The following is a 22,367-nucleotide window of genomic DNA, read 5'->3' on the forward strand; positions in this document are numbered from 1 at the left end:
GTTTAGCTACCCTGAGGCACAGGATTTTTGCCCGCTGCCCCTTTCGATACCAGGGGCTTAAGGCCAAACAATAAGCGCAGCAGAGGTATCCGCCTAATGAGCAACTCGTGGATAGCCAGGCATCCGACAATTGTGATTGCCAATACAAGTAGGGGCTCAACTATTGGCCCTAAAGACAAACTCCTCAATTTAAAGATCGCCGTTACGGTTATTGTCTGGTGCAATATGTACCAGGGGTAGACTGCTTCTGTTGCATAGGGTAACCAGGAGAAAGGTCGATTGAGGTAGTGATTCCCCCAAGCCAGTACTAGCAGCAGCCAAAGCCAGCGGTTGGTATAGATAATTATCAGGTTGATAAGTGACTGACCTGGAAATGAATTTTCCTCTATTGTCCGAGTAAAAAGCAGGAACAGGCCGAAGCAAGCCGGCGCAGCAAACAGAAGGAAAATACGCAGACGTGTCAACAGTTGCCAGGGTGCCTGGCTACTCACAAGCAGGTAGCCAATAAAGAAGAATGTAAAGAACTGGGCATGGGTGTACCAGTCGCCTACTACTGCGTAGTTAATACCGCCGAAGTGTGGGAAGAGAAAGAGGCCATACAGGGTCAGTGGAAGGAGCGGCAACAATACTAGGTGCCAGGATTTGATACCAGATATCCAATGTTTCAACAGTGACTGCTTGTTTCGCAGGTAATGGGCAACAGGGATAATGACTAAGGTGTAGCAGAGCAGGTAGGGCAGGTACCAAAGGTGATTCCAGGTGAAACCAACATGGCTGCCAGCAAAGCTATTGGCAGGCCAAGGTTGAAAGGAGAAGTAGCGCCAAAGGAAACTCAGGTAGCCGGGCTCTATCACGCCATTGCTGAGCGCTTCATAATAGGCTTGTGGTGGCACTATAACGAGAATGCCAAACAGTAGGGGAATCAATAGCTGCTTCAATCTGCGCAGCAGGAAGCCGGTACTCCCCAACTTGTTAAACAGAAAGTGAGTCGCCGCACCGGAGATCAGGAATAGTAGCGGCATGCGCCACTGATTCACCGCCAGCATGATGAGCTGTAGAGTCTCACTTTGATTGGCACTTTTTACATGCCAGCTCCACTCGGCGACATAAGCCATTCCCAGGTGATATAAGATCAGCAGGCCAAATGCTATTACGCGTAGGGCATCGATATCGTAGCGACGACGAGAATTGTTTTCCATTTTTTCCTTCTTATGGGCATGGTTCGAGTAGTCACTATGCTTCCCTCTTCAACACGTCGCACGCCACTACAAAGGGTCGATTGGTCCCTGTTTGGGTACCAGTGGTGGCTTTTAGGGATAAATAGCGGATAGACTGCCGCTGAAAATTCATACAGGGCTGAATTAAATGACGGTGCAGATGTACCTGGCGCGCAGACGGTTACATGAAGTGGGATTCTGGGCACTGTTTTTTCTCGTGCTGTGGCTGGTGCAGTTTGCGGTGGAATATCTCGAACATCATGGTGGAGAGTCAGGCTTCAAGCCCTGGGAGTTCCTGGTTTGGGAGGGCACCAGTATCCTGGTGATAGCCATGTTGCTTCCCTTGTTATTGGCATGGGATCGCCGATTCCCCCTGCAGAAGGGAAAGATCCGGCGCAACCTGTTGATCCATTTGCTGTTTACCCTGCCGTGGTCATTGCTACATGTTGTCGGTATGGTGGTATTGCGCACCGGGATCTATCGCCTGGAGGGTGGCTCTTATGACTTTGGCAATTGGCCTGTAGAGTTTTTCTATGAATACCTCAAAGATTTCCGTACATACGGCTTTCTACTAGGTTCAGTTTATTTGTATCGCTTCCTGCTACTTCGTTTGCAGGGAGAGGTATGCATGTTAGAGCAGCCGGATGATGGGGAGTCAGTAGATCTGATTGAGCGCCCCGAGCGGCTTCTTGTGAAAAAGCTGGGCAAGGAATTTTTAGTCAATGTGCGGGATATCGAGTGGGTAGAAGCCGCTGGAAACTACGTTAATCTGCATCTGGAAAACAGGATTTACCCTTTACGGGGCACCATGGCAAAGTTGCAAGAGCGCCTGGATCCAGATTCATTTGTGCGCGTACATCGCTCTTATATTGTGCGTCTGGACTCTATCGCTGAAATTGAGACCCTGGACAGTGGCGATGCGCGCATTCGATTGTCAAATGGACAACAGGTGCCTGTGAGTCGACGTTATCGCGATCGCCTTAGAGCCCAATTGGTGACGGCTTAACTTTTCGATTGAAGGAGTCGCTCAATCGCTTTACTGGCAGCGATAAAACCAAAGGTACCCGTGACCATAGTGGCGGCGCCAAAGCCGCCACTGCAATCCAGCTTAACCCCATCCTGCATAGCGCTCTTCTGCTGGCAAACCTGGCCATCAGGCTTTGGGTAGACCATTGCTTCACTTGAATAGATAGCATCAATGCCAAACAGGCGCTTGCGGCTTTTCTGGAAGTTATGGAATCGATACAGGTGCTGGCGTACCTTGGCCAACATAGGGTCATTGATTGTTCGCCCGAGATCAGTGCATTCAATAGCCTGGGGTGAGCATTTGCCTCCGGCGGAGCCTACGGTGATCAGGCGCAGTTTTCGCGCTTTGCAGTAGGCTATCAGAGCGGCTTTTACCCGGGCGTTATCGATTGCATCGACAACAATATCGATGGGCATTTTACCTGGATCGATTAACTCGGCCAGGTTATCTGTGGCGATAAAGTCCTCAATGGAATTGACCTGAATTTCGGGGTTGATCTGCCGCAGGCGTTCCGCCATTACTTCAATTTTCATGTTGCCAATGGTGGTAGCCAGCGCGTGGCTTTGGCGGTTAGTGTTAGCAATACAGATATCGTCCAGGTCGATAAGGGTTAGGGATCCGACTCCACTGCGGGCCAGAGCTTCTGCAGTCCAACTGCCTACGCCGCCAATGCCGATGACCAACATATGAGCGCTGCTCAATGCTTCCAAAGCGCGATTGCCGTATAAGCGGCCGATACCGCCAAAGCGTTGAAGGTATTGTTCAGACTGGCTCATTGGGGTTCTCTTCCGATACTTCTTCCAGAAAGCGATGCTCGTCTGCAGCTCTTGGCAGCAGGCAACTGTTACGTCGGCCAAACCAGCGATACCGGTTACGGGCGATCAGGTCATACAGGAGATCGCGTGCGGGACGTGGAATGTATCGCAAAAGGGCAATTAAACGCCAGTAGCCGGTAAGGGAGGCTGCGATACGCAGGGCAGCATCACTCTTATGATATTGGCGGAATGAGCCATTTTCGCGCTCCAGCAAAACCATTGTTTCAAAGTCCTGCAGAGGCATTCCCAGTTTCTGGAGAAGATACTGTCCTGCGGCTGACTGCGCTCGACAGAGGGTGAAATAGTGTTCGTTGTCATACTTCAGCAGCAGGCGGCTCCAGCCGTTACAGAGGTTGCAGATGCTGTCGAAGATAACGATCTTTTTGGGAGTGGGGGGGAGCATAACTAAGGAAGGGCGGCCCAAAGGATAAAGCTGGCTCCAGTACCGCCCGGCAGATAGATTAATGCACGTGGCCGTGGTCAATTTCTTCTGCAGAGGCTTCGCGCACGGAAACCACTTCGATGTCGAAGTGCAGTTCAACGCCAGCCAGTGGGTGGTTGCCGTTAATTGTCACCTCGTCTCCGTCGATATCAATGATTTCCACTTCGATGGGGTGGCCGTCAGTGCTCTCAGCGCGGAATGCCATACCCACTTCCAGGTCTTCAACTCCACCGAATGCACTGCGTGGCATTGTTTGGATCAGCTCAGGGTTTTGCTGGCCGTATCCATCCTCAGGGGCAATAACGGCTGTGAACTTGTCTCCAGGTGCTTTTTCCAGCATTTCCCGCTCGAGACCTGGAATAATATTGCCGACTCCCTGCAGGTACTTTAGCGGCTCGCCATTGGCAGAAGAGTCAATGACTGTACCGTCTGCATCTTTCAGGGTGTAGTGAATTTCCACAACTGTGTGGTTGGCAATCTTCATGGATAATCTCTGATTTAGAAGCGTAAGTGAAGTAGCGCTTACCGCTGCGCTGGAAAACGGAAGGTAAAGGCTGTGAGGCATCAATTGTATTGAGAGGTTGGGCGCGCCGCAACATACGCGGAGCGCTCAAAAAATCAACAGGCGATGGAAAGGTCTTGTTCGCAGCCACCGTAGAGGCTGCTCGCGGTCCGAACGAGATTTTCACTTAATTGCCAAGGGAACCCCAGTTCAACCAGGCGTTCCGCAAGGTACTCAAGTAGGGCATCGAACAAAGCTGGATTCAGGCCCCGAGCAAGGAAGCTGGCCCGACTACTGCGGTCCGGTTCGGGCTGCTCTGAAAGTGCGTGGTTGAGGAATTGAGCCTGGCGGCTCTGTTGCTTACGGTGATCGCAGGTTTCGTAATTTGATAGGTGGCGGCCTATGGCCTCGTAGAATTCACTGACTGTGCGATTTACAAATTTAGCACCACCGACCTGATCTAACAGGCTGTCCATATCTCTCCCCCCGGTGAGCAGTAGGTATTTAAATAAAAAATTCCGCAGAGCCGAAAATATTGTGATGGCGATAGTGCACAAAGTGCGTTGGCTCAATGACGGTACAACATTAATTGGTGAGCAGCCTAAGACATATCCGCCTGTACTGCCAACTTGCTTTAAGAAAATTGTCATTCTGTTCGACAGGTTGTTGTACGCTTGCTTTTATGAACGCCAAATAAAAAATCGCAATTTGTGTTAGTGTTTTTTTACGCGCGACGCTGTGTTTTTATCTCTCGGTGTTAGACTGCACGATTGACCCAAGTACAAAAAAAGCAACTGAAAAGGATGATTTATGGCAAGTATTTTTACTCAAATTATAAATGGGGATTTACCTGGGCATTTTATCTGGCGCGATGATAAAGCGATTGCGATTATGACAATTGCCCCAATTAACCCGGGACACTGTTTGGTAATTCCGGTAGAGGAAATTAATCACTGGGATGATATTCCTGCTGATCTTGCGGCGCATTTAATGCTTGTTGCACAAAAAGTCGCCAAAGGCCTAAAGGCGACTTATTCGCCAAAGCGTGTAGGTGTGATGATTGCTGGGCTGGAAGTTCCCCACACCCATTTACATTTAATTCCTGTGAATGAATTAACGGACTTTGATTTTTCCTTGCAAAAATCTGCTACGCCTGAACAGTTGGCAATTGAAGCTGAAAAAATCCGTACGGCTCTGAAAGAAATGGGTTGCAATGAGGCTGATTGCGCTTGATGGGAAGTCGATAAACAACTACTGACTGAATGGTCTGCTTTCTTCCTGGTGAAAGTTATTTGAAGGCGGTGCATCCAAACCAGCTTCTCAGGTAGTCTAGTAGAACGTAACGGTGATAATTACGAGAAACCTGCAATGGCAACTTTGAAAAAAGCTTTTTTGGCCCCAATACTCGCTCTGCTGGCTGTGTGCTCTGTCTACAGCACCTCCGTTCAGGCTGAGAAAATGGAAAGCAAGACCTTCGACGTCAGTGACTTTACCCGGGTGTCCCTAAAGGGGAGCTCCCATGTTGAGGTGATTCAGGCAGACCAATTTGCAGTGAGTGCAACGGGGCCGGCTGAAGCGATGCCCTACACCAAGGTGGTGGTAAAAGGCGATACGCTTGAGCTGTCGGTGGAAGACAACACCCAGCGTTGGTTTGGTGTGGTTACTATCACTCGCGATCAGGAAGTGCACTTTACCGTGAAGATGCCGAAGATCGAGGGACTTTTGGTCACAGGGTCTGGAGATGCTAATGCCGACAGCATTGAAAGTGAAAACCTGGATCTCGGAGTCAGTGGATCTGGTGCGATTTATGTTAAAAAGGCTGCCGCAGAGACCCTAAATGCATACGTAACGGGTTCTGGTGATCTGCTGGTAGACAAGGCGCTGGCAGTGAATGGAGAGGTGGCTATCACCGGTTCCGGTGACCTACATTTTCGCAGTATTACCGGTGAAAGCCTCTCCGCAGCTATCAAGGGCTCTGGGGACATGAAGGTTGGTGGTCGAGTCGCCAGCGTCAATATCAACATTATGGGTTCTGGGGACTTTGCTGGACGCGGTCTGCGCGCTGATAGTGCCTCTGGTTCGGTGATGGGGTCCGGAGATATTGTCTTAAAGCGTCCACAACGGGATTCTTTCTCGGTGATGGGCTCTGGAGATGTCGCCCTGGTCGACTGATCCCGGTTGCTTATAGCCATATGCGTATTGCCTATTCAGCATTGCGCCTCCCATACGAGACCGGCTTTGTGCCGGTTTCGCTCGTTATTTAGGAAGTCACTTCCCATATGGAACCCCAGGTAGTAGAGCCTCGGCAGCAAGGCCCGGACAGCGACATAGATCAAAACAGCAGTCGTGCTAAACGCTTTAAGGAAAAGTTGCGCAACTGGGGGCGAGGAGCCCAGGAGAAGTCCCACTGGGCAGCAGAGCGGCTGTTGGATCGCCGTGTATGTATTGGGGTGACAGGGCTCAGCGGCGCAGGTAAGTCGACACTCCTTACCAGTTTGATCTATCAACTGAGTCATCCGCAGAAAGCCCAGTTACCCGGATTTGCCCCGGCGTTAAACGGTGATCTGCTCGGTGCCGAATTGAAGCCAGCCCTCGATTCGGGCCTTCCGGTATTTGACTATCAAAGTTGCCTCGATGCACTGATGTCAGAGCCACCTCGCTGGCCGCAGAGCACGCACGATGTTTCGGCTATGGAGCTCCATATTCACTTGCGTAGCCACCGGCGCTTTCGGGGCAGGGGTTATAAAACCCTGGTTCTGGAATTGCGCGACTACCCGGGGGAGTGGTTAATGGACCTGCCCCTGCTGCGGATGGATTATCGTGAATGGTGTCGTCATCAGGCGCATATCATCGGCTCTGACACCAGGGCTGGTCTGGCTCCCGAACTCGTAACACGCTTAGCTGCTCTGTCACCTCGATCTCAGGCCAAAGAAAGTGAGCTTGCGTCACTCTGGGAGGATTACAGGCGATTCCTTCAGGATTGTAGGAAAGAACGGAAGCTCAGTTACCTGCAACCTGGGCGAGCCCTTCTCGATAGTGAGGATTATGGGGTACTGCCGTTACTCGATTTACGTGAGTTAAGTGCCGATGAGTTGGCGGCGATGCCGGATGACAGTAACTACCAGGTATTGCGACGCCGCTATGAGGCCTATGTTCAGGGACAGGTAACCCCCTTTGTTGAGAGCCATTTTCGCCATCTGGATAGGCAGTTGGTGTTAGTGGATATGATTGGCACATTGTTTGCCGGAGAGCAGGCCCTCGATGATATGCGCCTGGCTTTCACTCATATCGCAGATACTTTCCGCTACGGTGAGTCCGGCTTACTGAGTAAACTTTGGCGCCCAAAAGTTAACCGGCTTCTATTTGCTGCGACCAAAGTGGACCAGGTTCTGGCGGCAGATCATGATGCGCTCCGCCAGTTACTCGGGCAGCAATTGCAGCAGACATTTACCGGTGCTAGACATCGTGGTCTTCCCATTTTTAGTGAGGCAATTGCAGCGGTGCGCTGTTCTCGGGAAGATCAGCGCAATGGTCGGCGCATGCTCGTGGGCCACGATCTCAAGGGGCGTTATTTGGGGTTTGAGAATGCAGAGATTTTCTCACGTCTTCCAAGCGAGGAGGACGGCTGGAGCCACTACACCGGTGCAGCACCTCCACAGCTGCGCCCTCCCCAGGGAATGGATTCCGGTACTATTCCCCATATCCGTGTCGATGCGCTACTGAATTTGCTGCTTGGAGATAAAGTTTGATGCAAGGTGACAATAATGAGACACAGCGGCGAACCACGCGTATAGAGTCATTACAGGAACCTGAAAGAGAGGTGCCACACAGGGATACGACGCGGGTTGAAGCCTTACAAGAGGAACGGGGGGATATTCCCAGATCCATCACAACTGGAGAGTCTCTACCGGATCGTATTGCATTTTCAGAGTTGCGCCTGCCAGTTTTCCGGCTCAAGTGGTTGAAACCCGCACTTCTTTCGGCACTGGCGCTTACGGTGGGAGTGCTGGCGTGGGAGTTGCGGCAATTATATACCTGGGCGGCGGATAAACACTGGAGCCTGGGAGCCCTTGCAGGCGTGGTTATTGCGATATTTGCAGCCGTCATTGTCAACTCTGTGTGGGAGTTCTTTCGCGCTGGTCGTCCTCTGCGAAAGCTTGAAAAAACCCAGTCGATGGCTGCGGAGATGCGTGATTGTCGCAGTCACAAAGAGGCGGAGCCATTTCGTAAGCAGTTGCAGGAGCACTTTGCCAACAAGCCCCAAGGGGTCCTGCTCAATCGTGTGCTTGATGAGGCGCCGGACTACTTTGATAGCAGTGAGCTGCTCCAGCATCTCGAAGTGACCTTTCTAGACGCCCTTGACCAGGAAGCGTTGCGACGTGTAGTGCGCCACTCAACAACAACCGGTGCACTGGTGGGGTTGAGTCCGTTTGCTAGTATTGACATCCTGGTCGCGCTGCGCCAGTCACTTCGTATGATTGATGATGTGGCACAAATTTATGGAGTGCGTCCATCGCTCGTCGTGCGTTGGCGTCTCTTCAAGAAGGTACTCGCCCTTGTGGCCTACAGTGGTGCCAGTGAATATGCCATAACAGAAATTTGGCCAGAGCTGGTTGGGGATAGCGTGCTCAGCACGTTTTCGGCGCGCCTGGGACAGGGGGTTGGAGCCAGTCTGTTTGTTGCACGTATTGGTCTGGCAACCATGCAGAGCTGTCGGCCTATCCCATTTGCGGACAAGCGTCGTCCACGCCTGGGCTCCGTAATGGCGCGCATTGGGCTGGGACTGAAGGAGAGGATGCCCCAGCTCTTCTCTGCTGTAGGATTTGGCCGTAAGGAAGCGGGGCCTACGCGCAAAGAGCATACAGGGTTTTCCCGTTCTAGCGGTGATTAGCTCCTCCATTTTCTCTAAAAATCGCCCAGCCCAAATATGGGGAAGGGCCTGAGCTGGGTAATCAGGCCCCTCTGTAAGAGGCAGAGCTTTCTTGGATTTTTTACTGGAACTGCTTCTTCATCAGCATGCGGGTATGGTGCCGGTCTACCAGTTGGGCCAGGGCTTCAAAACGACGCTTAACATAAGGGGCAGGGTTGTTATTTCCCGCATCGTCCCGATATTCAACTCCAGAGCGAACGTGTTGCAATTCACGGGTTAATTCAGTGATCGCGCTAAAGATGCTTTGTGTGTCATCTTCGCTGTGAAAAACATAGGTTTGTGCAGTGTCTTTGAGGTAATTATTGCACTCATTCAACCACTCGAGGCGTTGTTCCAGAAAGCGTATGGTATTGCGGATGCCCCCTTTGTATTCGGGGTTGAAGTGCTCATTGATATACTTGTCGAGACTGCGCATGCCTGAATCGACGAACTGTTCCACCAAGCTGCTGCAGTACTTTTCGGTGAGGTAGGATGGATGGGTATTTGCGATGCTCTGAGTGCTGGTAAATAGCAGGCATAGGAGCCCGGTGGCCCGTAGAAATACTGAGATAGGAGAGTTCATATTCTTGCCCATGCGTTGCTCTTTTTTTGTGACGGTTATTCTATCCGCCTAACACGCATTATTGGTTTATGACTTTGTCCGGCGGAGTATTTTTTGTGACAGTCTTCACATGAATATCTAAAGCGCCAAAAAGTGTCAACGATTATTAAGTGAGGAGTGACAGCTTTGTTCCAAATGGTTTGTCAGATGGTAAATTTCCTTCGGCTCTTTGTTGAAAAATTAAGTGAAGTAGAGGTTTGTTTTGGCTGAATATGAGTTTGATCTTTTTGTTATCGGGGCGGGCTCTGGCGGTGTGCGTGCTGCACGCATGGCTGCAAGTCAGGGCATGAAAGTTGCTGTGGCTGAAGACCGCTACATGGGTGGCACCTGTGTCAATGTAGGGTGTGTTCCCAAAAAGTTGTTTGTCTATGCCAGTGGCTACAGTGAAAACTTTGATGATGCGCGGGCCTATGGCTGGAAAAATTCAGGAGCGAACTTTGATTGGCCTACGCTTCGAGACAATAACGCAAAAGAAATTAGTCGGCTTAACGGAATCTATCGCAACCTGCTAAACAATTCCGGTGTTACTGTAATTGATGGTCGAGCCAGCATCGCCGACCCGCATCGTGTTGTCGTTGATGGGCGTGATTATACGGCGGAGCGTATCTTGGTGGCCACTGGCGGCTGGCCATTTATCCCAGAAATTCCCGGTAGGGAATTTGTGCTGACTTCCAACGAAGTGTTTTCTATGGAGGCGTTTCCGAAACGCGTGCTCGTAGTTGGCGGTGGCTACATCGCTGTAGAGTTTGCTGGAATTTTCGCCGGCCTGGGGGCCGATACCCATCTTTCTTATCGCCGGGACCTGTTTCTTCGTGGGTTTGATCGGGATATTCGCAATTTTGTACGTGACGAAGTAGTTAAAAAAGGCATTGATTTGAAATTCAATCATCAGGTCAAGGCAATTGAAAAGCTGCAGGATGGCAGCCTGCTTGTGCATGATGAAGATGGCTCCAGCCTGAATGTAGATACGGTTTTATATGCTACTGGGCGAAAAGCTAATACGGTAGGGCTTGGCCTGGAGCAGCAAGGAGTAGTGCTTCATAAGGATGGCACCATTTCAGTGGATGATAATTTCCGCACAAATGTGCACTCTATTTATGCGCTGGGAGATGTTACCGGTGAGCCTCAGCTAACGCCTGTCGCATTGGCGGAGGCTATGGCACTAGTTAAACACTGGCGTACAGGAAACACGGCAGAAATTGATTACAATAATATCCCCACGGCGGTTTTTTGCCAGCCAAATATTGGTACTGTAGGTTTATCTGAGGAAGAGGCGCGGGATTCAGGCATCTCAGTAACTGTTTTCAAATCCGAATTTCGGCCAATGCGCCATACGGTAAGTGGTAATACCGAGCGTACATTGATGAAATTAGTTGTTGACTCTAGTACCGACAAGGTAATTGGTGTGCATATGGTAGGAGATGATGCTGGGGAAATTATTCAGGGTATGGCGATAGCCTTGAAAGCAGGCGCGACCAAGAAAACCTTTGATGAAACTATTGGTATCCATCCAACGGCTGCTGAAGAGTTTGTCACAATGAGAGCGCCGGTTGGAAGCTAGGGTTTACTTGCTGGATGATGATTTCCATTAGCGACTAGGGAGCTTGTGGAGGGCAGCAGGATTTATCAGTGTTTCCCGGAAGCTTGCATCAGTTCCAACAACAAAAAGGCGGCGCGATTGCGCCGCCCTGTCTTTTTATCTCCTCGAAAACTTTCCTTACTCTTCTAGTTCGGCTTCTTCGTAAAGTGCCTGGTGGCGCATGGCCTTTCTGCGTTCACTGCGCTCTTTCAGGCAGCGCTCTGCAGAGGCAAACGTATCATTAACCGCCCGGTGAATAGATTCGTTTTCACTGCTGATGGTGACTGGGTTACCACTAATGGCAAGCTCCAGAGAGGCTCGAAATTGTCGGCCTTTACTCTTGTGTTGATGGGGGGCTTCCAGGACTACACGACTGCGAATGATGTCGCCACAATAACGTTCCAGTTTATGTAACTTTTTGGATACCGTAGTAGCCAGGGCAGCTGATTTGTCGATATCGCGGAACACAATGTTATCGTTAGGCGCAGATTTCATGGGCAAATACCTCCGGTTAAAGGAAACCATGCAGGCCGCTTATGCGGTTTGCTAAAAGAAGGTAGGGCGCCCTAGTGGGAGGGGTCGTGTCTGCAGTTGGAGCACCGAGCCGCCGGGATCGCAACGAGAGTTTGCTGATAGCACAGCTAAGGGTGTTTTACGTCCGGGTCGGGTTTCCGCTGAGTCCAGCGATCATCTCCCTGCTATCCATAATGCTTCCGCTAAAAAAAAAATCAAGCGCTATTGCAGGAAAATGTCACATAAAATTCGACGAATTATCTTTAGAGTGACTTTGTCCATGTATTTTGCGGGATTATTGAGCAGTTAAGTACGAGATGTGGACGAGAGGTCATTGCCCACGAGCTTGAGCCTGCGTAAAATTAGCTCTGGCGCACAGTAAATTTTGGAATGGTTGAGCAAAAATTAGGCTCTGCGCTTTTATCTCACGTGTGACAAAAAATCGAGAAATGGGTTCTGTACAATGGCGGTAAAGCAGTACTGCTCGCTCTTTCTAGCGGGCTTGGTAGTTTTTGGCGGGGCTGTGGCACAGGCGCAATCATCCCTGACGGTGGAAAAAAACCGGCTGGCGCGTCTTGAGCAGTCTCTCGAGAACAAGCAGGTCGAGTTAGAAGACATTGAGAATGAGCTGCTCTCCTATGAGTACAAGCTTGAGCGTGCGCAAGAGTCCCTGAGTGAGCTGCGCAAGGAGTTTGAGGAAAGTCGCCTCGAGCTGGAAGAGGCGCGTCGCATCCACGACTCCAATGGGAATTCGGATACTGAGCGCCGTTTAACCAAGGCAAAACATGGTTTCGCTATGGCGGAGCGCGGTGTGGATAGCCGTAGCCGCCGTCTCGAGTTTATTCAAGAAAATCAAAATGAGTTGCAGACCAGGCTGGCTCAGGAGCAGCAGTCGATAACTCAGACTAAGGCCAAGATTTCCGCCCAGCAGGACAAGATCAGCCAAATGGTGGACACTATGCTCGCCAAGGCTGAAGAGTCGGAGAGAAGAGCTGCTCTGGCTAGGAGTGCCAGACTTGAGCAGCCCAAGCCACCCAAGCTTAAGACTGCATCCATAGAGAAACCCAAGAAGCGTGAAGTTGCGCCCGAGCCGGAGCCGGTACCGGAATTGAAGCAGGATATAGACCCTGAGTTGCTTGCCTATGTTAAGCGTGAACAGGAGCGTCTGTCGTCTTTGTTGGGCGAGCAGGATGGAGATAATAAGCAAACTTTCCGCAATCTGGAATTGCGCCCCTCAGGAAGCGAGAGAGTGCCTTTTGAGTTCCTGGGTAAGAATCAGTACCGGTTGGTGACTACAGTAGAATCGGGTAGGCAAACCTATAAAATCAATACCTGGAAATTCCGTCGCACGATTCCAGCTGAAGATGATGGTACACGCTATGTATTTGTATTTGATGCGCGACGCCTTTCAAGGCCTCGCTTAGTGATGTATCCCGAATACGTTTTGGACTCTCTGAAATAATATCCCCAGGAAGGCCCGCATTTGCGGGCTTTTTTGATTTACCTTATATCTTCTGTGCCTGACAAGCTTGTTTCGAAAAGTGGTTGATAGTGACTGCTTTCCGGGGCAGGGTTGCTTTGATAGAGAATGATATTGTCGAGCCAAAGGGGATGATCCAAGGCAGCAGTCAATAAATTGGAAAAACCACTCCGACAGCGAGCTAAGGTTATATGGGGGCGGTAGTCGAGCTCTTCAGGTTTCATGCCCAGGCTCTCGATCAGCCTTTTGCAATCCTCATACGCTTTCAGTAATTCCGGGCTGTGCGTCAGCTCAGTAGCGAGTAATTTTGAATTGCTTTGTGGGAAGGGGGTTATTGAGCTGATACACCCCTTGAATTTCATGGTGTTTTTCGCAATTTCCTCTAACCCTTTTTGGATTGGCAGTACTTTTTCACTTGGGGTCTGGCCGAGAAACGCCAGTGTCAGGTGCCTGTTCTGTCTGCTTGTCCAGCGTATTCTGTTGAGTGTCTCCGGGTGCATTTTCGTCTTGTAGCGCGCACATAGATTATCGAGAAAAACTTGGGTGTCGTTTGGTGGGCGGATACCGATAAATAGGCGTGAAGAAGTTTTTGAGGCCAATTTTGAATCTTTTGACATGTTTTTTCTCTTTAAGCCCTTGAATAACTATTTGTTACCCTTATCTCTTTAGTGCGGAAGGCAGCTTTTTTTAAAGTGTTTTTTGCAAAAAATGCTCGGGCTTTGTGGCGAGCGAATTCTAATATTGCTCTGAATTGAGGATATAACAATGCGTAATTTTGATTTTTCCCCCCTGTACCGCTCTGCGATTGGTTTTGACCGTATGGCCAGCCTACTAGATGCCATGACTACCAGTGAACAGAAGCAACCTTCCTATCCTCCCTACGATATAGAGTTGACTGGTGAGGACAGTTATAGAATTTCGATGGCAGTTGCAGGTTTTGAGCAGTCTGAACTGGATATCCAGGTTGAGCAAAACCGCCTGACAGTATCGGGTAAAAAGCCGGATGAGTCTCCCCGAGGAAATTTCCTGCATCGGGGTATTGCTGCCAGGAGTTTTGAGCGACGTTTCCAGCTCGCGGATCACGTTAAAGTTACGGATGCGAAACTTGCCAATGGATTGCTGCATATAGAGTTGGTGCGAGAAATTCCTGAGGCAATGAAACCTCGCAAAATTGAAATCAGTGAAGGCAATTTATTACAGCATACTGATGGTGAGAAAAAGTCAGATACAGTTGCAGCCTGATTTGTCATATGTATGCCCACTGTGCCGCCACAAGGCGGTACAGTTTTATTACCGCGATAAATTTCGTAGTTATCACCAGTGTGATCGCTGCGCCTTAGTGTTTGTGCCCACCGAATATCATCTTACCCCAGATGAAGAGCATGCTTACTACGACCTGCATGAGAATTCCATGGAGGATGAGGGTTACCACCGTTTTCTCAGTCGTTGTGCTGCACCATTGCTGGATGAGTTATTACCGGCAAGTGATGGTCTGGATTTTGGTTGTGGTCCTGCACCGCTACTAGCCAGAATTTTGGCTGATAATGGCCACAGGGTTGATTTATACGATCGCTATTATGCTCCCACCACCGGCGCGCTGAAAAAGTCTTATGACTTTATCGTTGCGACGGAAGTGGTGGAGCACCTTGTGTCGCCTGGAGATGAATTGACCTGCCTTTGGCAGAGGTTGCGGGATGGTGGAGTGATGGCACTGATGACGAAGTTGGTGATTTCACCAGAGCGCTTTGCCAGTTGGCACTATATCCGTGACCCTACACATATCAGCTTTTTCAGTGTGCAAACCTTTCAATGGCTGGCTAAAAAATTAAAAGCCGAGCTTCAGTTTGCCGATAGCGATGTCATTTTCCTGCGCAAATCAGGTATTTACCCTGAATAGTTTTGCCCGCACAGTGGTGCGATATTCACTGGGCGTTGTGGCCAGGAATTTTTTGAATAGTGCGGTAAAGTGCCCCATATCCTGGTAGCCAACTTTTTCTGCGATTTCGTTAACCGATAAGTTGCTGGACTGTAAAAGTTCCCTAGCCATATCTACCCGCACATTCTGCAGATATTGCAGCGGTGTTTGCCCGGTAGCCAGCTTAAATCGCCGGTTAAATGAACGTACACTCATGTCAAACATTTGCGCTACTTCACTCAAGCGCACTTCTGTATTGCAATGTTCCTTAAGCCAGGCCTGGGCCTGGACGATATCTTCATCCGGGTGCAAGTGCACTGCGCCCTCTGAATAAGCGATTTCTTCAAAAGGCCTGCGGATTTCGTGGGAGAAGTTCCTTTCCACATGGCTTGCGACTGCAGGTCCGTAAAGTTGACGGATCATATGCACGGTGACATCAGCGAGGGCGTTGACGCTTGCGGCACAAAAAAGCTTATCTGCCTGGGTAATAAAATACTGTTGTTTTAGCTTAACTTTGGGGTAATCGGAGCTGAAGCGATCAAAGTAATGCCAGTGTGTGGTGGCGGGCTTGCCGTCTAGTAGGCCGGCTTCCGCTAAGAAGCACACACCAGTACCCACTGCATTGATGGCGGCTCCGGCTGCTGCCTGGCTTTTGAGCCAGTCCAGGATCGGTCCGCTACGCTTAAGTGCAGGGCGTGGATTGCGCCATAGAGCGGGAATATAGATGAGATCGCTATCTGGGGCTTCGCTCAAGGCGACATCGGGCTGGAAAGTAAAGCCACAACGGGTGTTGACTGGACGTCCATCCATGCTGGCAGTTATCAGGCGCAGGGATTCTTTTTTTCCCTCCACCCGGGCACGGCTCTCGGCTCCACGCAGCATTTCAAGTGGAAGCACCGTGCCGGTCGCCAGCATTTGATCAATTAGGAGAAAGGTTACCGTTCGCATTGCATACTCAAGCGCACTTGCGCCATTGGCCAAAACACTCAATTTTGCTGGCCAGTATGCCCATAACTGGGCGGAATCGCCACCCCCTACACTCCCCAACTCGAAAATTAAGTGTTTAGTGCTTGGCTGGAGGTCAGGATGCAGCGCCTTCCCGTAATCACCGCATTTGGTGGTTTTAACCCCGCAGGACGTAGTTCCTTTCATCGGGGCTATTCCCGTTTGGTGTTGGATAAGCTGGATCAGCGAGAGCGGGCTGATATCCTGTCTGACCTTGCTGCGCTAATGGGGCTTCGCAGGGGAGCTGAAGCCGGAACTCCCCTGGATCCAGGGCTTGAGCAGCAAGTACTGCAAGGGACTCTGGTGCGAGAGCTGGAAGCGCGTTTTTATGACTACCACCGGTGTCATTTCCACCAGGCAGCAAACTTGAATAGCGCCAATGGCATCACCTTTGAGATGTCGGCGCGTCAGTTACCTCATCCCCAACCAGATGGGTGGCAGGTTGAGCCCATCGGGGGTGGCAAGGTGCGTGTGATGGCACCGAGCTTGTCGGTGATGTTGGACAGTTACCGAGAAATTCCTGTTGGCGCTGGGGGACAGTTGCCTACTGGGTTTGAGCCTGGCGATCACTACAATTCCCGCTTCCACCCCCGCGGCCTGCAACTTGCTGTGTTGGGAGCCTCTGACGCAGTGCGCTCCATGGGTATTGACTGGGAGACAGTTGTAAGGGCTGTGGGACCAGGAAATATTTCTGTGTATGCCTCCTCGGCCATGAGTCAATTGGATCACTTTGGCAATGGGGGCTTGATGCAGTCCCGTTTGCGTGGTTCTAGAGTCAGTTCCAAGCAACTGGCGCTCGGTCTGAACAGTATGCCTGCCGACTTTGTAAATGCTTATGTGCTGGATAATGTGGGATCGACAGGAGCAGTGACAGGGGCCTGTGCCAGTTATTTGTATAATCTGCGAGCGGGAGTGGAGGATATCCGCACTGGCCGTGCCAGGGTCGCCATTGTGGGGGCTGCAGAGGCCCCGCTAGTGCCGGAAGTGGTAGATGGTTATTCCACCATGGGAGCCCTGGCTACCATCGAAAATTTGCGCAAACTCTACCCGGGTGAAGTGGACTTCAGGCGAACAAGCCGCCCCTTTGGGGATAACTGTGGGTTTACCTTGGGAGAGGGCACTCAGTGGGCAATCCTGATGGATGATGCCCTGGCGTTGGAGCTGGGGGCGAATATTCATGGCTCTGTTGCGGGTGTGTACATCAATGCCGATGGCAATAAGAAGTCAATCTCCGCACCGGGTCCGGGTAATTACCTCACTATGGCCAGGGCTATGGCAGAGGCTCGATCGATAATTGGTGACGAGGCCTTGCGCCAACGCAGCTTTGTACAGGCTCATGGCTCCAGTACTCCGCAAAACCGGGTAACCGAATCGGCGATACTCGACCGCCTGGCTGGAACTTTTGGAATAGAAAAATGGCCAGTGTGTGCTGTTAAAGCTTTTGTAGGGCATACCGTAGCTGCGGCCAGTGGCGACCAGCTGATTACAGCGCTAGGCATTTTTGATAAAGGAATACTTCCGGGTATCCTGACCACTGACAGGATTGCTGACGATGTTCATCAAGAGAACCTGGATTTCTCCCTTGAGCACGTCGAAAGAGACCCTCGCTCTCTGGATCTTGCGTTGCTGAACTCGAAAGGGTTTGGTGGCAATAATGCCACTGCTGCAGTGCTTTCTCCGCATCTTACTCGCAACATGATTGAGAAACGGCACGGGAAGAAGTCCGTATCTCATTACCGCAAGAGTAACGAAGCCGTTATTGAGCGGGCGCAGGCTTACGATGCCGAGGCTAGCCGGGGAGAGCTAAATACCATCTACCGCTTTGGGGAGGGTTTGTTTGATGAAGGTGAGATTGCATTGTCTACTGAAGAAGTTGTTCTTCCGGGGCTTTCGCCGGTCTCCCTTCCTCAAGAAAATCCCTATGACGATATGGTGTAGAGTAAAGGGACGATTAATCACTAGCGCCAATTGCTGTTATTGAAGGTGTGGTGACCGGAGGGTTAAACACTCAAATTTGATAGGAAATGCAATGGCAGACATGGATGTGTCCAGTGAATCCGGCGATAGCAGTGATGTCGGTATTCGATTGAAAATGGTGCGCAATATCTACGGTATCTCCCAGCGTGAGCTGGCACGACGGGCAGGCGTCACTAATGCCACCATCTCTTTTATCGAGCAGGGGCGGGTGAGTCCGTCGGTGGGGTCATTGAATAAGATCCTGGGTAGTGTCCCAATGTCCCTAGCGGAGTTTTTCTCCCTGGAGCTTGGTAAGCCAGGCCAGATTTTCTTTCGCGCTAACGAAATGCCTGATATTGGCCAGGGAGGTGTACGCTCCCAGCTATTGGGTGGTTTTCGGGAGCATCGCAGTATGTCTATTCTGCGAAAAGTTTTTCCTGTTGGGCGGGACTCGGGACCTGACTTTGCTGCCGCCGGCGGTGAGGTAGGGGGAATAGTGGTTGCCGGTGAGCTGGAGGTTGCGGTTGGGTCAGATCTCGCCCTGCTAAGAACTGGGGATGGTTTTTACTTTAGCAGCAGGCGCCCCCATCGCTTTCGAAACCCCGGTAGCTGTGACTGTATAGTTGTCTATGCTGCGACCCCAGCTCAAGCCCTTCCTGAACCACAATCCGCTGATCTACATACTGTGTTGAATAAAGAGTAATTTGCGCCAGACGGCTGAAAAGTCAAATCAATCCGGGATAGACTAGCTCCGCTTAAAAGCTTGGCCACCGTTTCTTAGGTTGGCCATTTTCTGTACTTCGGTGCTGGTAGCGCCATTCTATTTGTAAGAAATAGTATTCAAACAATCGTTTGAATCTGGCTATACTACGGCTGACCATATTGGGCCAAAGTGTCACCGCACCCTGCGGGACGGCCTGTGGTTGCACAAAAATTCCGACCCCGGGCCCAGGATCGCGGCCCAGAATAAAAGAGGTCAATCAATGTTATTTAGTGGCAAAGCGCTCACGGTACAGATGCTGGACAACGGCATTGCCGAGCTCAAATTCGACCTTCAAGGCGAATCCGTCAATAAATTTAACCGCCAGACGGTTTCTGAATTCTCTCAAGCGCTGGATGCTATCGAAGCAGCGGATGGTATAAAAGGCGTACTGCTGACAAGCGGCAAAGGCGTCTTCATTGTTGGTGCTGATATCACTGAGTTTGGCGATGCCTTCTCTGCGGGTGCAGAGGGTGTTGCTGATCTGATGAATCAGAACAACGAAAATATCAACCGCCTGGAAGACCTGCCGGTTCCGACTGCAGTGGCAATCAATGGCTACGCGCTCGGCGGTGGCTTTGAGGTGTGCCTGGGCTGTGACTTCCGCCTGATGGGCGAGGAAGCCAAAGTTGGTCTTCCCGAAGTTAAGCTGGGCCTGATCCCGGGTTGGGGTGGCACTGTTCGTCTGCCGCGCGTGGTGGGTGTTGATGTTGCTGCTGAGTGGATTGCAGCGGGTAAAGAACAGAAGCCGGCTGCAGCGCTTGAGGCTCACGCGGTTGATGCAGTGGTGCCTACTGACAAGCTCAAAGATGCTGCGATCAAACTGCTCCAGCGAGCCATTAATGGCTCGCTGGACTACAAGGCTAGCCGCGAGATCAAGAAATCTCCGATCCCCCTAAACGATACTGAAGCTTTGATGGCCTTCTTTACTACCAAGGCATTCGTCGGTCAGCAAGCGGGTAAAAACTATCCGTCCCCAGTAGCTGCAGTCGAGTCTATTGAGCAGGGTTACAAGTTAACCCGTGAAGAAGCGCTGAAAGTTGAGCAGGAGAAGTTTATCTTCTGTGCCCAGACTGGCACTGCCAAATCCCTGGTGGGTTTGTTCCTGGCAGACCAGGCGATCAGCAAGGTCGCCAAGGGCTGGGAAAAGAAAGCCGACAAGCCGATTGAGCGTGCGGCAGTATTGGGTGCTGGCATTATGGGTGGTGGTATTGCTTACCAGTCCGCCTACAAAGGCACTCCAATCAAAATGAAGGATATCGACCAGAAAGGTATTGACCTCGGTCTGAATGAGGCCAATAAGCTGCTGTCCAAGCTGGTTGATCGCAAGCGCCTGACCCCTGTGAAAATGGGTGAAGTGCTCAATCGCATTGAGCCAACCCTAAGCTACGATGGCTTCAACGATATCGATGTTGTTGTCGAAGCCGTGGTTGAAAATCCCAAGGTGAAGCATGCTGTATTGAAAGAGGTGGAAACCAAGGTAAGTGAAGACACTGTAATCGCTTCTAATACTTCTACCATCTCCATTAACCATCTGGCCGAGCCGCTTTCCCGCCCGGAAAACTTCCTCGGTATGCACTTCTTCAACCCGGTGCACAAAATGCCGCTGGTTGAGGTGATCCGCGGCGAGAAAACTTCCGACACCGCCGTAGCTCGCGTTGTTGCCTACGCTAACAAGATGGGTAAGAAAGCTATTGTTGTGCGCGACTGCCCTGGGTTCCTGGTTAACCGTGTTCTCTTCCCCTATTTTGCTGGTTTCTCCATGCTGGTACGTGATGGCGCTGACTTCCAGGCCGTTGATAAGGTGATGGAGCGCTGGGGTTGGCCGATGGGCCCCGCTTACCTGATGGATGTTGTTGGTATTGATACCGGTGTCCACGCAGAAAGCGTAATGGCTGAAGGCTTCCCTGATCGTATGGGTAAAAACTTCACCGCCGCTTCTGATGTGATGTATGAAGCGGGTCGCTATGGTCAGAAGAACAACAAAGGTTTCTACAATTACGAGCAGGACAAGAAAGGTCGCCCGAAGAAAGTGGCTACCGAAGAGTCCTACGAGCTGCTGAAGCCGCATGTTGCTGATCGACGCGAGTTCGAGAAAGACGAAATTATCGAGCGCATGATGGTGCCCATGGCAACAGAGCTGGCTCGCTGCCTGGAAGAGGGTATCGTCGATTCCCCGGCTGAAGCCGATATGGCACTGATCTACGGCATCGGATTCCCTCCATTCCGCGGTGGAATCTTCGCATGGCTGGACAGTATTGGCCTGGATGAATTCGTGAAGATTGCCGATAAGTACGCCGAACTGGGCGAGCTGTACCAGCCGACCGATCGTATGCGTGAAATGGCCGCAAGTGGCAAAACCTACTACGGCAACAAGTAAGGAGAATAGCGATGAGTTTAAATCCTAGAGATGCCGTAATCGTCGACTACGCGCGTACGGCCATGGGTCGCTCGAAGAATGGTGTATATCGCCATGTTCGCGCCGATGATATGTCCGCTGAGCTGCTGAAAAAATTCCTGCAGCGCAACGACAAGCTCGATCCCGCTGAGATTGATGACCTGATCTGGGGCTGCGTTATGCAGCGCGATGAGCAGGGCTTTAACGTAGCTCGCTTTATTCTGTTGCGTGCCGGTCTGCCACACACCATTCCGGCGCAAACCGTCAACCGTCTGTGTGGCTCCTCAATGTCTTCCCTGCACACTGCCGCTGCCAACATTCAGGCTGGCGTTGGCGATGTGTACGTTGTGGGCGGTGTTGAGCACATGGGCCACTTGAATATGATGGAGCATGTCAGTCCCAACCCAATGCTGGGCCGATATATGGCAAAAGCTGCAGGCTCTATGGGTATGACTGCTGAGTACCTGGCGATGATGCATGGTATCCAGCGTCAGCAGATGGATGAGTTCGGTGCTCGTTCCCACCACCGCGCTGCTGAAGCTACTAGGGCCGGGAAATTCAATCGCGAGATTATTGCCATTGAAGGCCACGACGACGACGGCGTACCTTTCCTGGTTGAAACGGATCAAACCATCCGCCCCGATACTACCGTGGAAGGCCTGTCTCAGCTGAAGCCGGCATTCGACCCGAAGCATGGCCAAGTAACCGCCGGAACCTCCTCCCAGATCACCGATGGAGCTTCTGTGATGCTGGTAATGTCTGCTGAGCGTGCTCAGGCTCTGGGTATGACCCCTATAGCTCGCGTGAAGGAAATGGCTCTGGCTGGTGTCGATCCATCCATCATGGGTTATGGCCCCGTGCCTTCCACCAAGAAGGCGCTCAAGAAGGCTGGCTTGACAATCGGCGATATCGACAAGGTCGAGCTGAATGAAGCGTTTGCGGCCCAGGCACTGCCGGTGCTGAAAGACCTGGATCTGCTTGAGCAGATGGATGAGAAGGTCAACCTGTATGGTGGCGCTATCGCTTTGGGGCATCCCTTCGGCTGCTCAGGTGTGCGGATCACCGGTACCCTGTTGAGCGTTATGCAAAACGAAGGCGGTAACCTGGGCGTGTCTACCATGTGTATCGGCCTGGGGCAGGGTATTACCACTGTCGTGGAGCGAGTCTGATCTAATTGGATCCCGAAAAAAGGCGCCTTTGAGGCGCCTTTTTTTATTTTGTGAGGAA

22 protein-coding genes are annotated in these 22,367 nt (G+C 51.2%); 13 read left to right on the forward strand and 9 right to left on the reverse strand.

Translation table 11 applies throughout. The features are described from left to right. Positions 1 to 2: 2 nt before the first annotated feature. Positions 3 to 1,199: an acyltransferase family protein gene (locus tag ABWV76_RS01980; protein ID WP_353375084.1), complete on the reverse strand. Its 1,197-nt coding sequence runs from the start codon at positions 1,197 to 1,199 to the stop codon at positions 3 to 5. Between the two features lie 166 nt (positions 1,200 to 1,365). Here ABWV76_RS01980 and ABWV76_RS01985 point away from each other — a divergent pair, with 166 nt between their 5' ends. Next, positions 1,366 to 2,223, forward strand: a complete 858-nt coding sequence (locus tag ABWV76_RS01985) for a LytR/AlgR family response regulator transcription factor (protein ID WP_353375085.1) — start codon at positions 1,366 to 1,368, stop codon at positions 2,221 to 2,223. On the opposite strand, the gene tcdA is transcribed toward ABWV76_RS01985, so the two are convergent. The 4 genes from tcdA to ABWV76_RS02005 form a co-directional block, all read right to left on the reverse strand. After that, positions 2,220 to 3,020 (reverse strand): tRNA cyclic N6-threonylcarbamoyladenosine(37) synthase TcdA, encoded by an 801-nt coding sequence (gene tcdA, locus ABWV76_RS01990; RefSeq protein ID WP_353375086.1) that lies wholly within the window; start codon positions 3,018 to 3,020, stop codon positions 2,220 to 2,222. The two genes, ABWV76_RS01985 and tcdA, sit on opposite strands and share 4 nt — an antisense overlap. Further along, positions 3,007 to 3,462, reverse strand: a complete 456-nt coding sequence (locus ABWV76_RS01995; RefSeq protein ID WP_353375087.1) for a thiol-disulfide oxidoreductase DCC family protein — start codon at positions 3,460 to 3,462, stop codon at positions 3,007 to 3,009. The genes tcdA and ABWV76_RS01995 overlap by 14 nt, the downstream gene beginning before the upstream one ends. A 58-nt stretch (positions 3,463 to 3,520) precedes the next feature. Next, on the reverse strand, positions 3,521 to 3,985 hold the full coding sequence (locus ABWV76_RS02000; protein ID WP_020414804.1) for an FKBP-type peptidyl-prolyl cis-trans isomerase: 465 nt from the start codon (positions 3,983 to 3,985) through the stop codon (positions 3,521 to 3,523). Positions 3,986 to 4,119: 134 nt separating this feature from the next. Next, positions 4,120 to 4,479 (reverse strand): globin family protein, encoded by a 360-nt coding sequence (locus ABWV76_RS02005; protein ID WP_020414805.1) that lies wholly within the window; start codon positions 4,477 to 4,479, stop codon positions 4,120 to 4,122. A 334-nt stretch (positions 4,480 to 4,813) separates the two neighbouring features. On the opposite strand from ABWV76_RS02005, the gene ABWV76_RS02010 reads away from it, so the two are divergent. The 4 genes from ABWV76_RS02010 to ABWV76_RS02025 all read left to right on the forward strand — a co-directional run bounded on the left by ABWV76_RS02010 (position 4,814) and on the right by ABWV76_RS02025 (position 8,894). Beyond that, entirely contained in the window at positions 4,814 to 5,236 is a 423-nt protein-coding gene (locus ABWV76_RS02010) for an HIT family protein (RefSeq protein WP_020414806.1), read from the forward strand. 135 nt (positions 5,237 to 5,371) lie between these two features. Continuing rightward, positions 5,372 to 6,175 (forward strand): GIN domain-containing protein, encoded by an 804-nt coding sequence (locus ABWV76_RS02015; protein ID WP_282951062.1) that lies wholly within the window; start codon positions 5,372 to 5,374, stop codon positions 6,173 to 6,175. A 107-nt stretch (positions 6,176 to 6,282) separates the two neighbouring features. Next, positions 6,283 to 7,752 (forward strand): YcjX family protein, encoded by a 1,470-nt coding sequence (locus tag ABWV76_RS02020; protein ID WP_353375088.1) that lies wholly within the window; start codon positions 6,283 to 6,285, stop codon positions 7,750 to 7,752. Next, entirely contained in the window at positions 7,752 to 8,894 is a 1,143-nt protein-coding gene (locus tag ABWV76_RS02025) for a TIGR01620 family protein (RefSeq protein ID WP_353375089.1), read from the forward strand. Before ABWV76_RS02020 ends, ABWV76_RS02025 begins: the two co-directional genes overlap by 1 nt. A 100-nt stretch (positions 8,895 to 8,994) precedes the next feature. Here the strand turns inward: ABWV76_RS02025 and ABWV76_RS02030 are convergent, their stop codons facing one another. Next, positions 8,995 to 9,507, reverse strand: coding sequence for a hypothetical protein (locus ABWV76_RS02030; protein WP_020414810.1), 513 nt, complete (start codon positions 9,505 to 9,507; stop codon positions 8,995 to 8,997). 229 nt (positions 9,508 to 9,736) lie between these two features. On the opposite strand from ABWV76_RS02030, the gene gorA reads away from it, so the two are divergent. Then, positions 9,737 to 11,095: a glutathione-disulfide reductase gene (gene gorA / locus ABWV76_RS02035; protein WP_353375090.1), complete on the forward strand. Its 1,359-nt coding sequence runs from the start codon at positions 9,737 to 9,739 to the stop codon at positions 11,093 to 11,095. A 156-nt stretch (positions 11,096 to 11,251) separates the two neighbouring features. On the opposite strand, the gene ABWV76_RS02040 is transcribed toward gorA, so the two are convergent. Continuing rightward, positions 11,252 to 11,608 (reverse strand): HPF/RaiA family ribosome-associated protein, encoded by a 357-nt coding sequence (locus ABWV76_RS02040; protein WP_020414812.1) that lies wholly within the window; start codon positions 11,606 to 11,608, stop codon positions 11,252 to 11,254. A gap of 481 nt (positions 11,609 to 12,089) precedes the next feature. Here ABWV76_RS02040 and ABWV76_RS02045 point away from each other — a divergent pair, with 481 nt between their 5' ends. Next, on the forward strand, positions 12,090 to 13,088 hold the full coding sequence (locus ABWV76_RS02045; protein ID WP_282951056.1) for a hypothetical protein: 999 nt from the start codon (positions 12,090 to 12,092) through the stop codon (positions 13,086 to 13,088). 38 nt (positions 13,089 to 13,126) lie between these two features. On the opposite strand, the gene thpR is transcribed toward ABWV76_RS02045, so the two are convergent. Continuing rightward, positions 13,127 to 13,723, reverse strand: a complete 597-nt coding sequence (gene thpR / locus ABWV76_RS02050; RefSeq protein WP_353375091.1) for an RNA 2',3'-cyclic phosphodiesterase — start codon at positions 13,721 to 13,723, stop codon at positions 13,127 to 13,129. 148 nt (positions 13,724 to 13,871) lie between these two features. Between thpR and ABWV76_RS02055 the strand changes: the two genes are divergently transcribed. Then, on the forward strand, positions 13,872 to 14,348 hold the full coding sequence (locus ABWV76_RS02055; protein WP_353375092.1) for an Hsp20 family protein: 477 nt from the start codon (positions 13,872 to 13,874) through the stop codon (positions 14,346 to 14,348). Continuing rightward, positions 14,314 to 15,003 carry a class I SAM-dependent methyltransferase gene (locus ABWV76_RS02060; RefSeq protein ID WP_282951054.1) on the forward strand — a complete coding sequence of 230 codons (690 nt, stop codon included), beginning with the start codon at positions 14,314 to 14,316 and terminating at the stop codon, positions 15,001 to 15,003. The genes ABWV76_RS02055 and ABWV76_RS02060 overlap by 35 nt, the downstream gene beginning before the upstream one ends. Here ABWV76_RS02060 and ABWV76_RS02065 read toward each other — a convergent pair. After that, positions 14,983 to 15,969, reverse strand: a complete 987-nt coding sequence (locus tag ABWV76_RS02065) for a GlxA family transcriptional regulator (protein WP_026305271.1) — start codon at positions 15,967 to 15,969, stop codon at positions 14,983 to 14,985. The two genes, ABWV76_RS02060 and ABWV76_RS02065, sit on opposite strands and share 21 nt — an antisense overlap. A gap of 138 nt (positions 15,970 to 16,107) precedes the next feature. Between ABWV76_RS02065 and ABWV76_RS02070 the strand changes: the two genes are divergently transcribed. The 4 genes from ABWV76_RS02070 to fadA all read left to right on the forward strand — a co-directional run bounded on the left by ABWV76_RS02070 (position 16,108) and on the right by fadA (position 22,309). Continuing rightward, positions 16,108 to 17,964, forward strand: coding sequence for a beta-ketoacyl synthase (locus ABWV76_RS02070; RefSeq protein ID WP_282951053.1), 1,857 nt, complete (start codon positions 16,108 to 16,110; stop codon positions 17,962 to 17,964). A gap of 91 nt (positions 17,965 to 18,055) precedes the next feature. After that, entirely contained in the window at positions 18,056 to 18,685 is a 630-nt protein-coding gene (locus ABWV76_RS02075) for a helix-turn-helix domain-containing protein (protein WP_282951052.1), read from the forward strand. Positions 18,686 to 18,965: 280 nt separating this feature from the next. Then, complete coding sequence (gene fadB / locus ABWV76_RS02080) at positions 18,966 to 21,122, forward strand: fatty acid oxidation complex subunit alpha FadB (RefSeq protein WP_353375093.1); 2,157 nt, start codon at positions 18,966 to 18,968, stop codon at positions 21,120 to 21,122. A gap of 11 nt (positions 21,123 to 21,133) precedes the next feature. Next, positions 21,134 to 22,309 carry an acetyl-CoA C-acyltransferase FadA gene (gene fadA, locus ABWV76_RS02085; protein WP_282951050.1) on the forward strand — a complete coding sequence of 392 codons (1,176 nt, stop codon included), beginning with the start codon at positions 21,134 to 21,136 and terminating at the stop codon, positions 22,307 to 22,309. Positions 22,310 to 22,367: the final 58 nt, after the last annotated feature.

The organism is Microbulbifer sp. NBRC 101763 (genome assembly GCF_040371615.1).
GTDB classification, from domain to species: domain Bacteria; phylum Pseudomonadota; class Gammaproteobacteria; order Pseudomonadales; family Cellvibrionaceae; genus Microbulbifer; species Microbulbifer variabilis.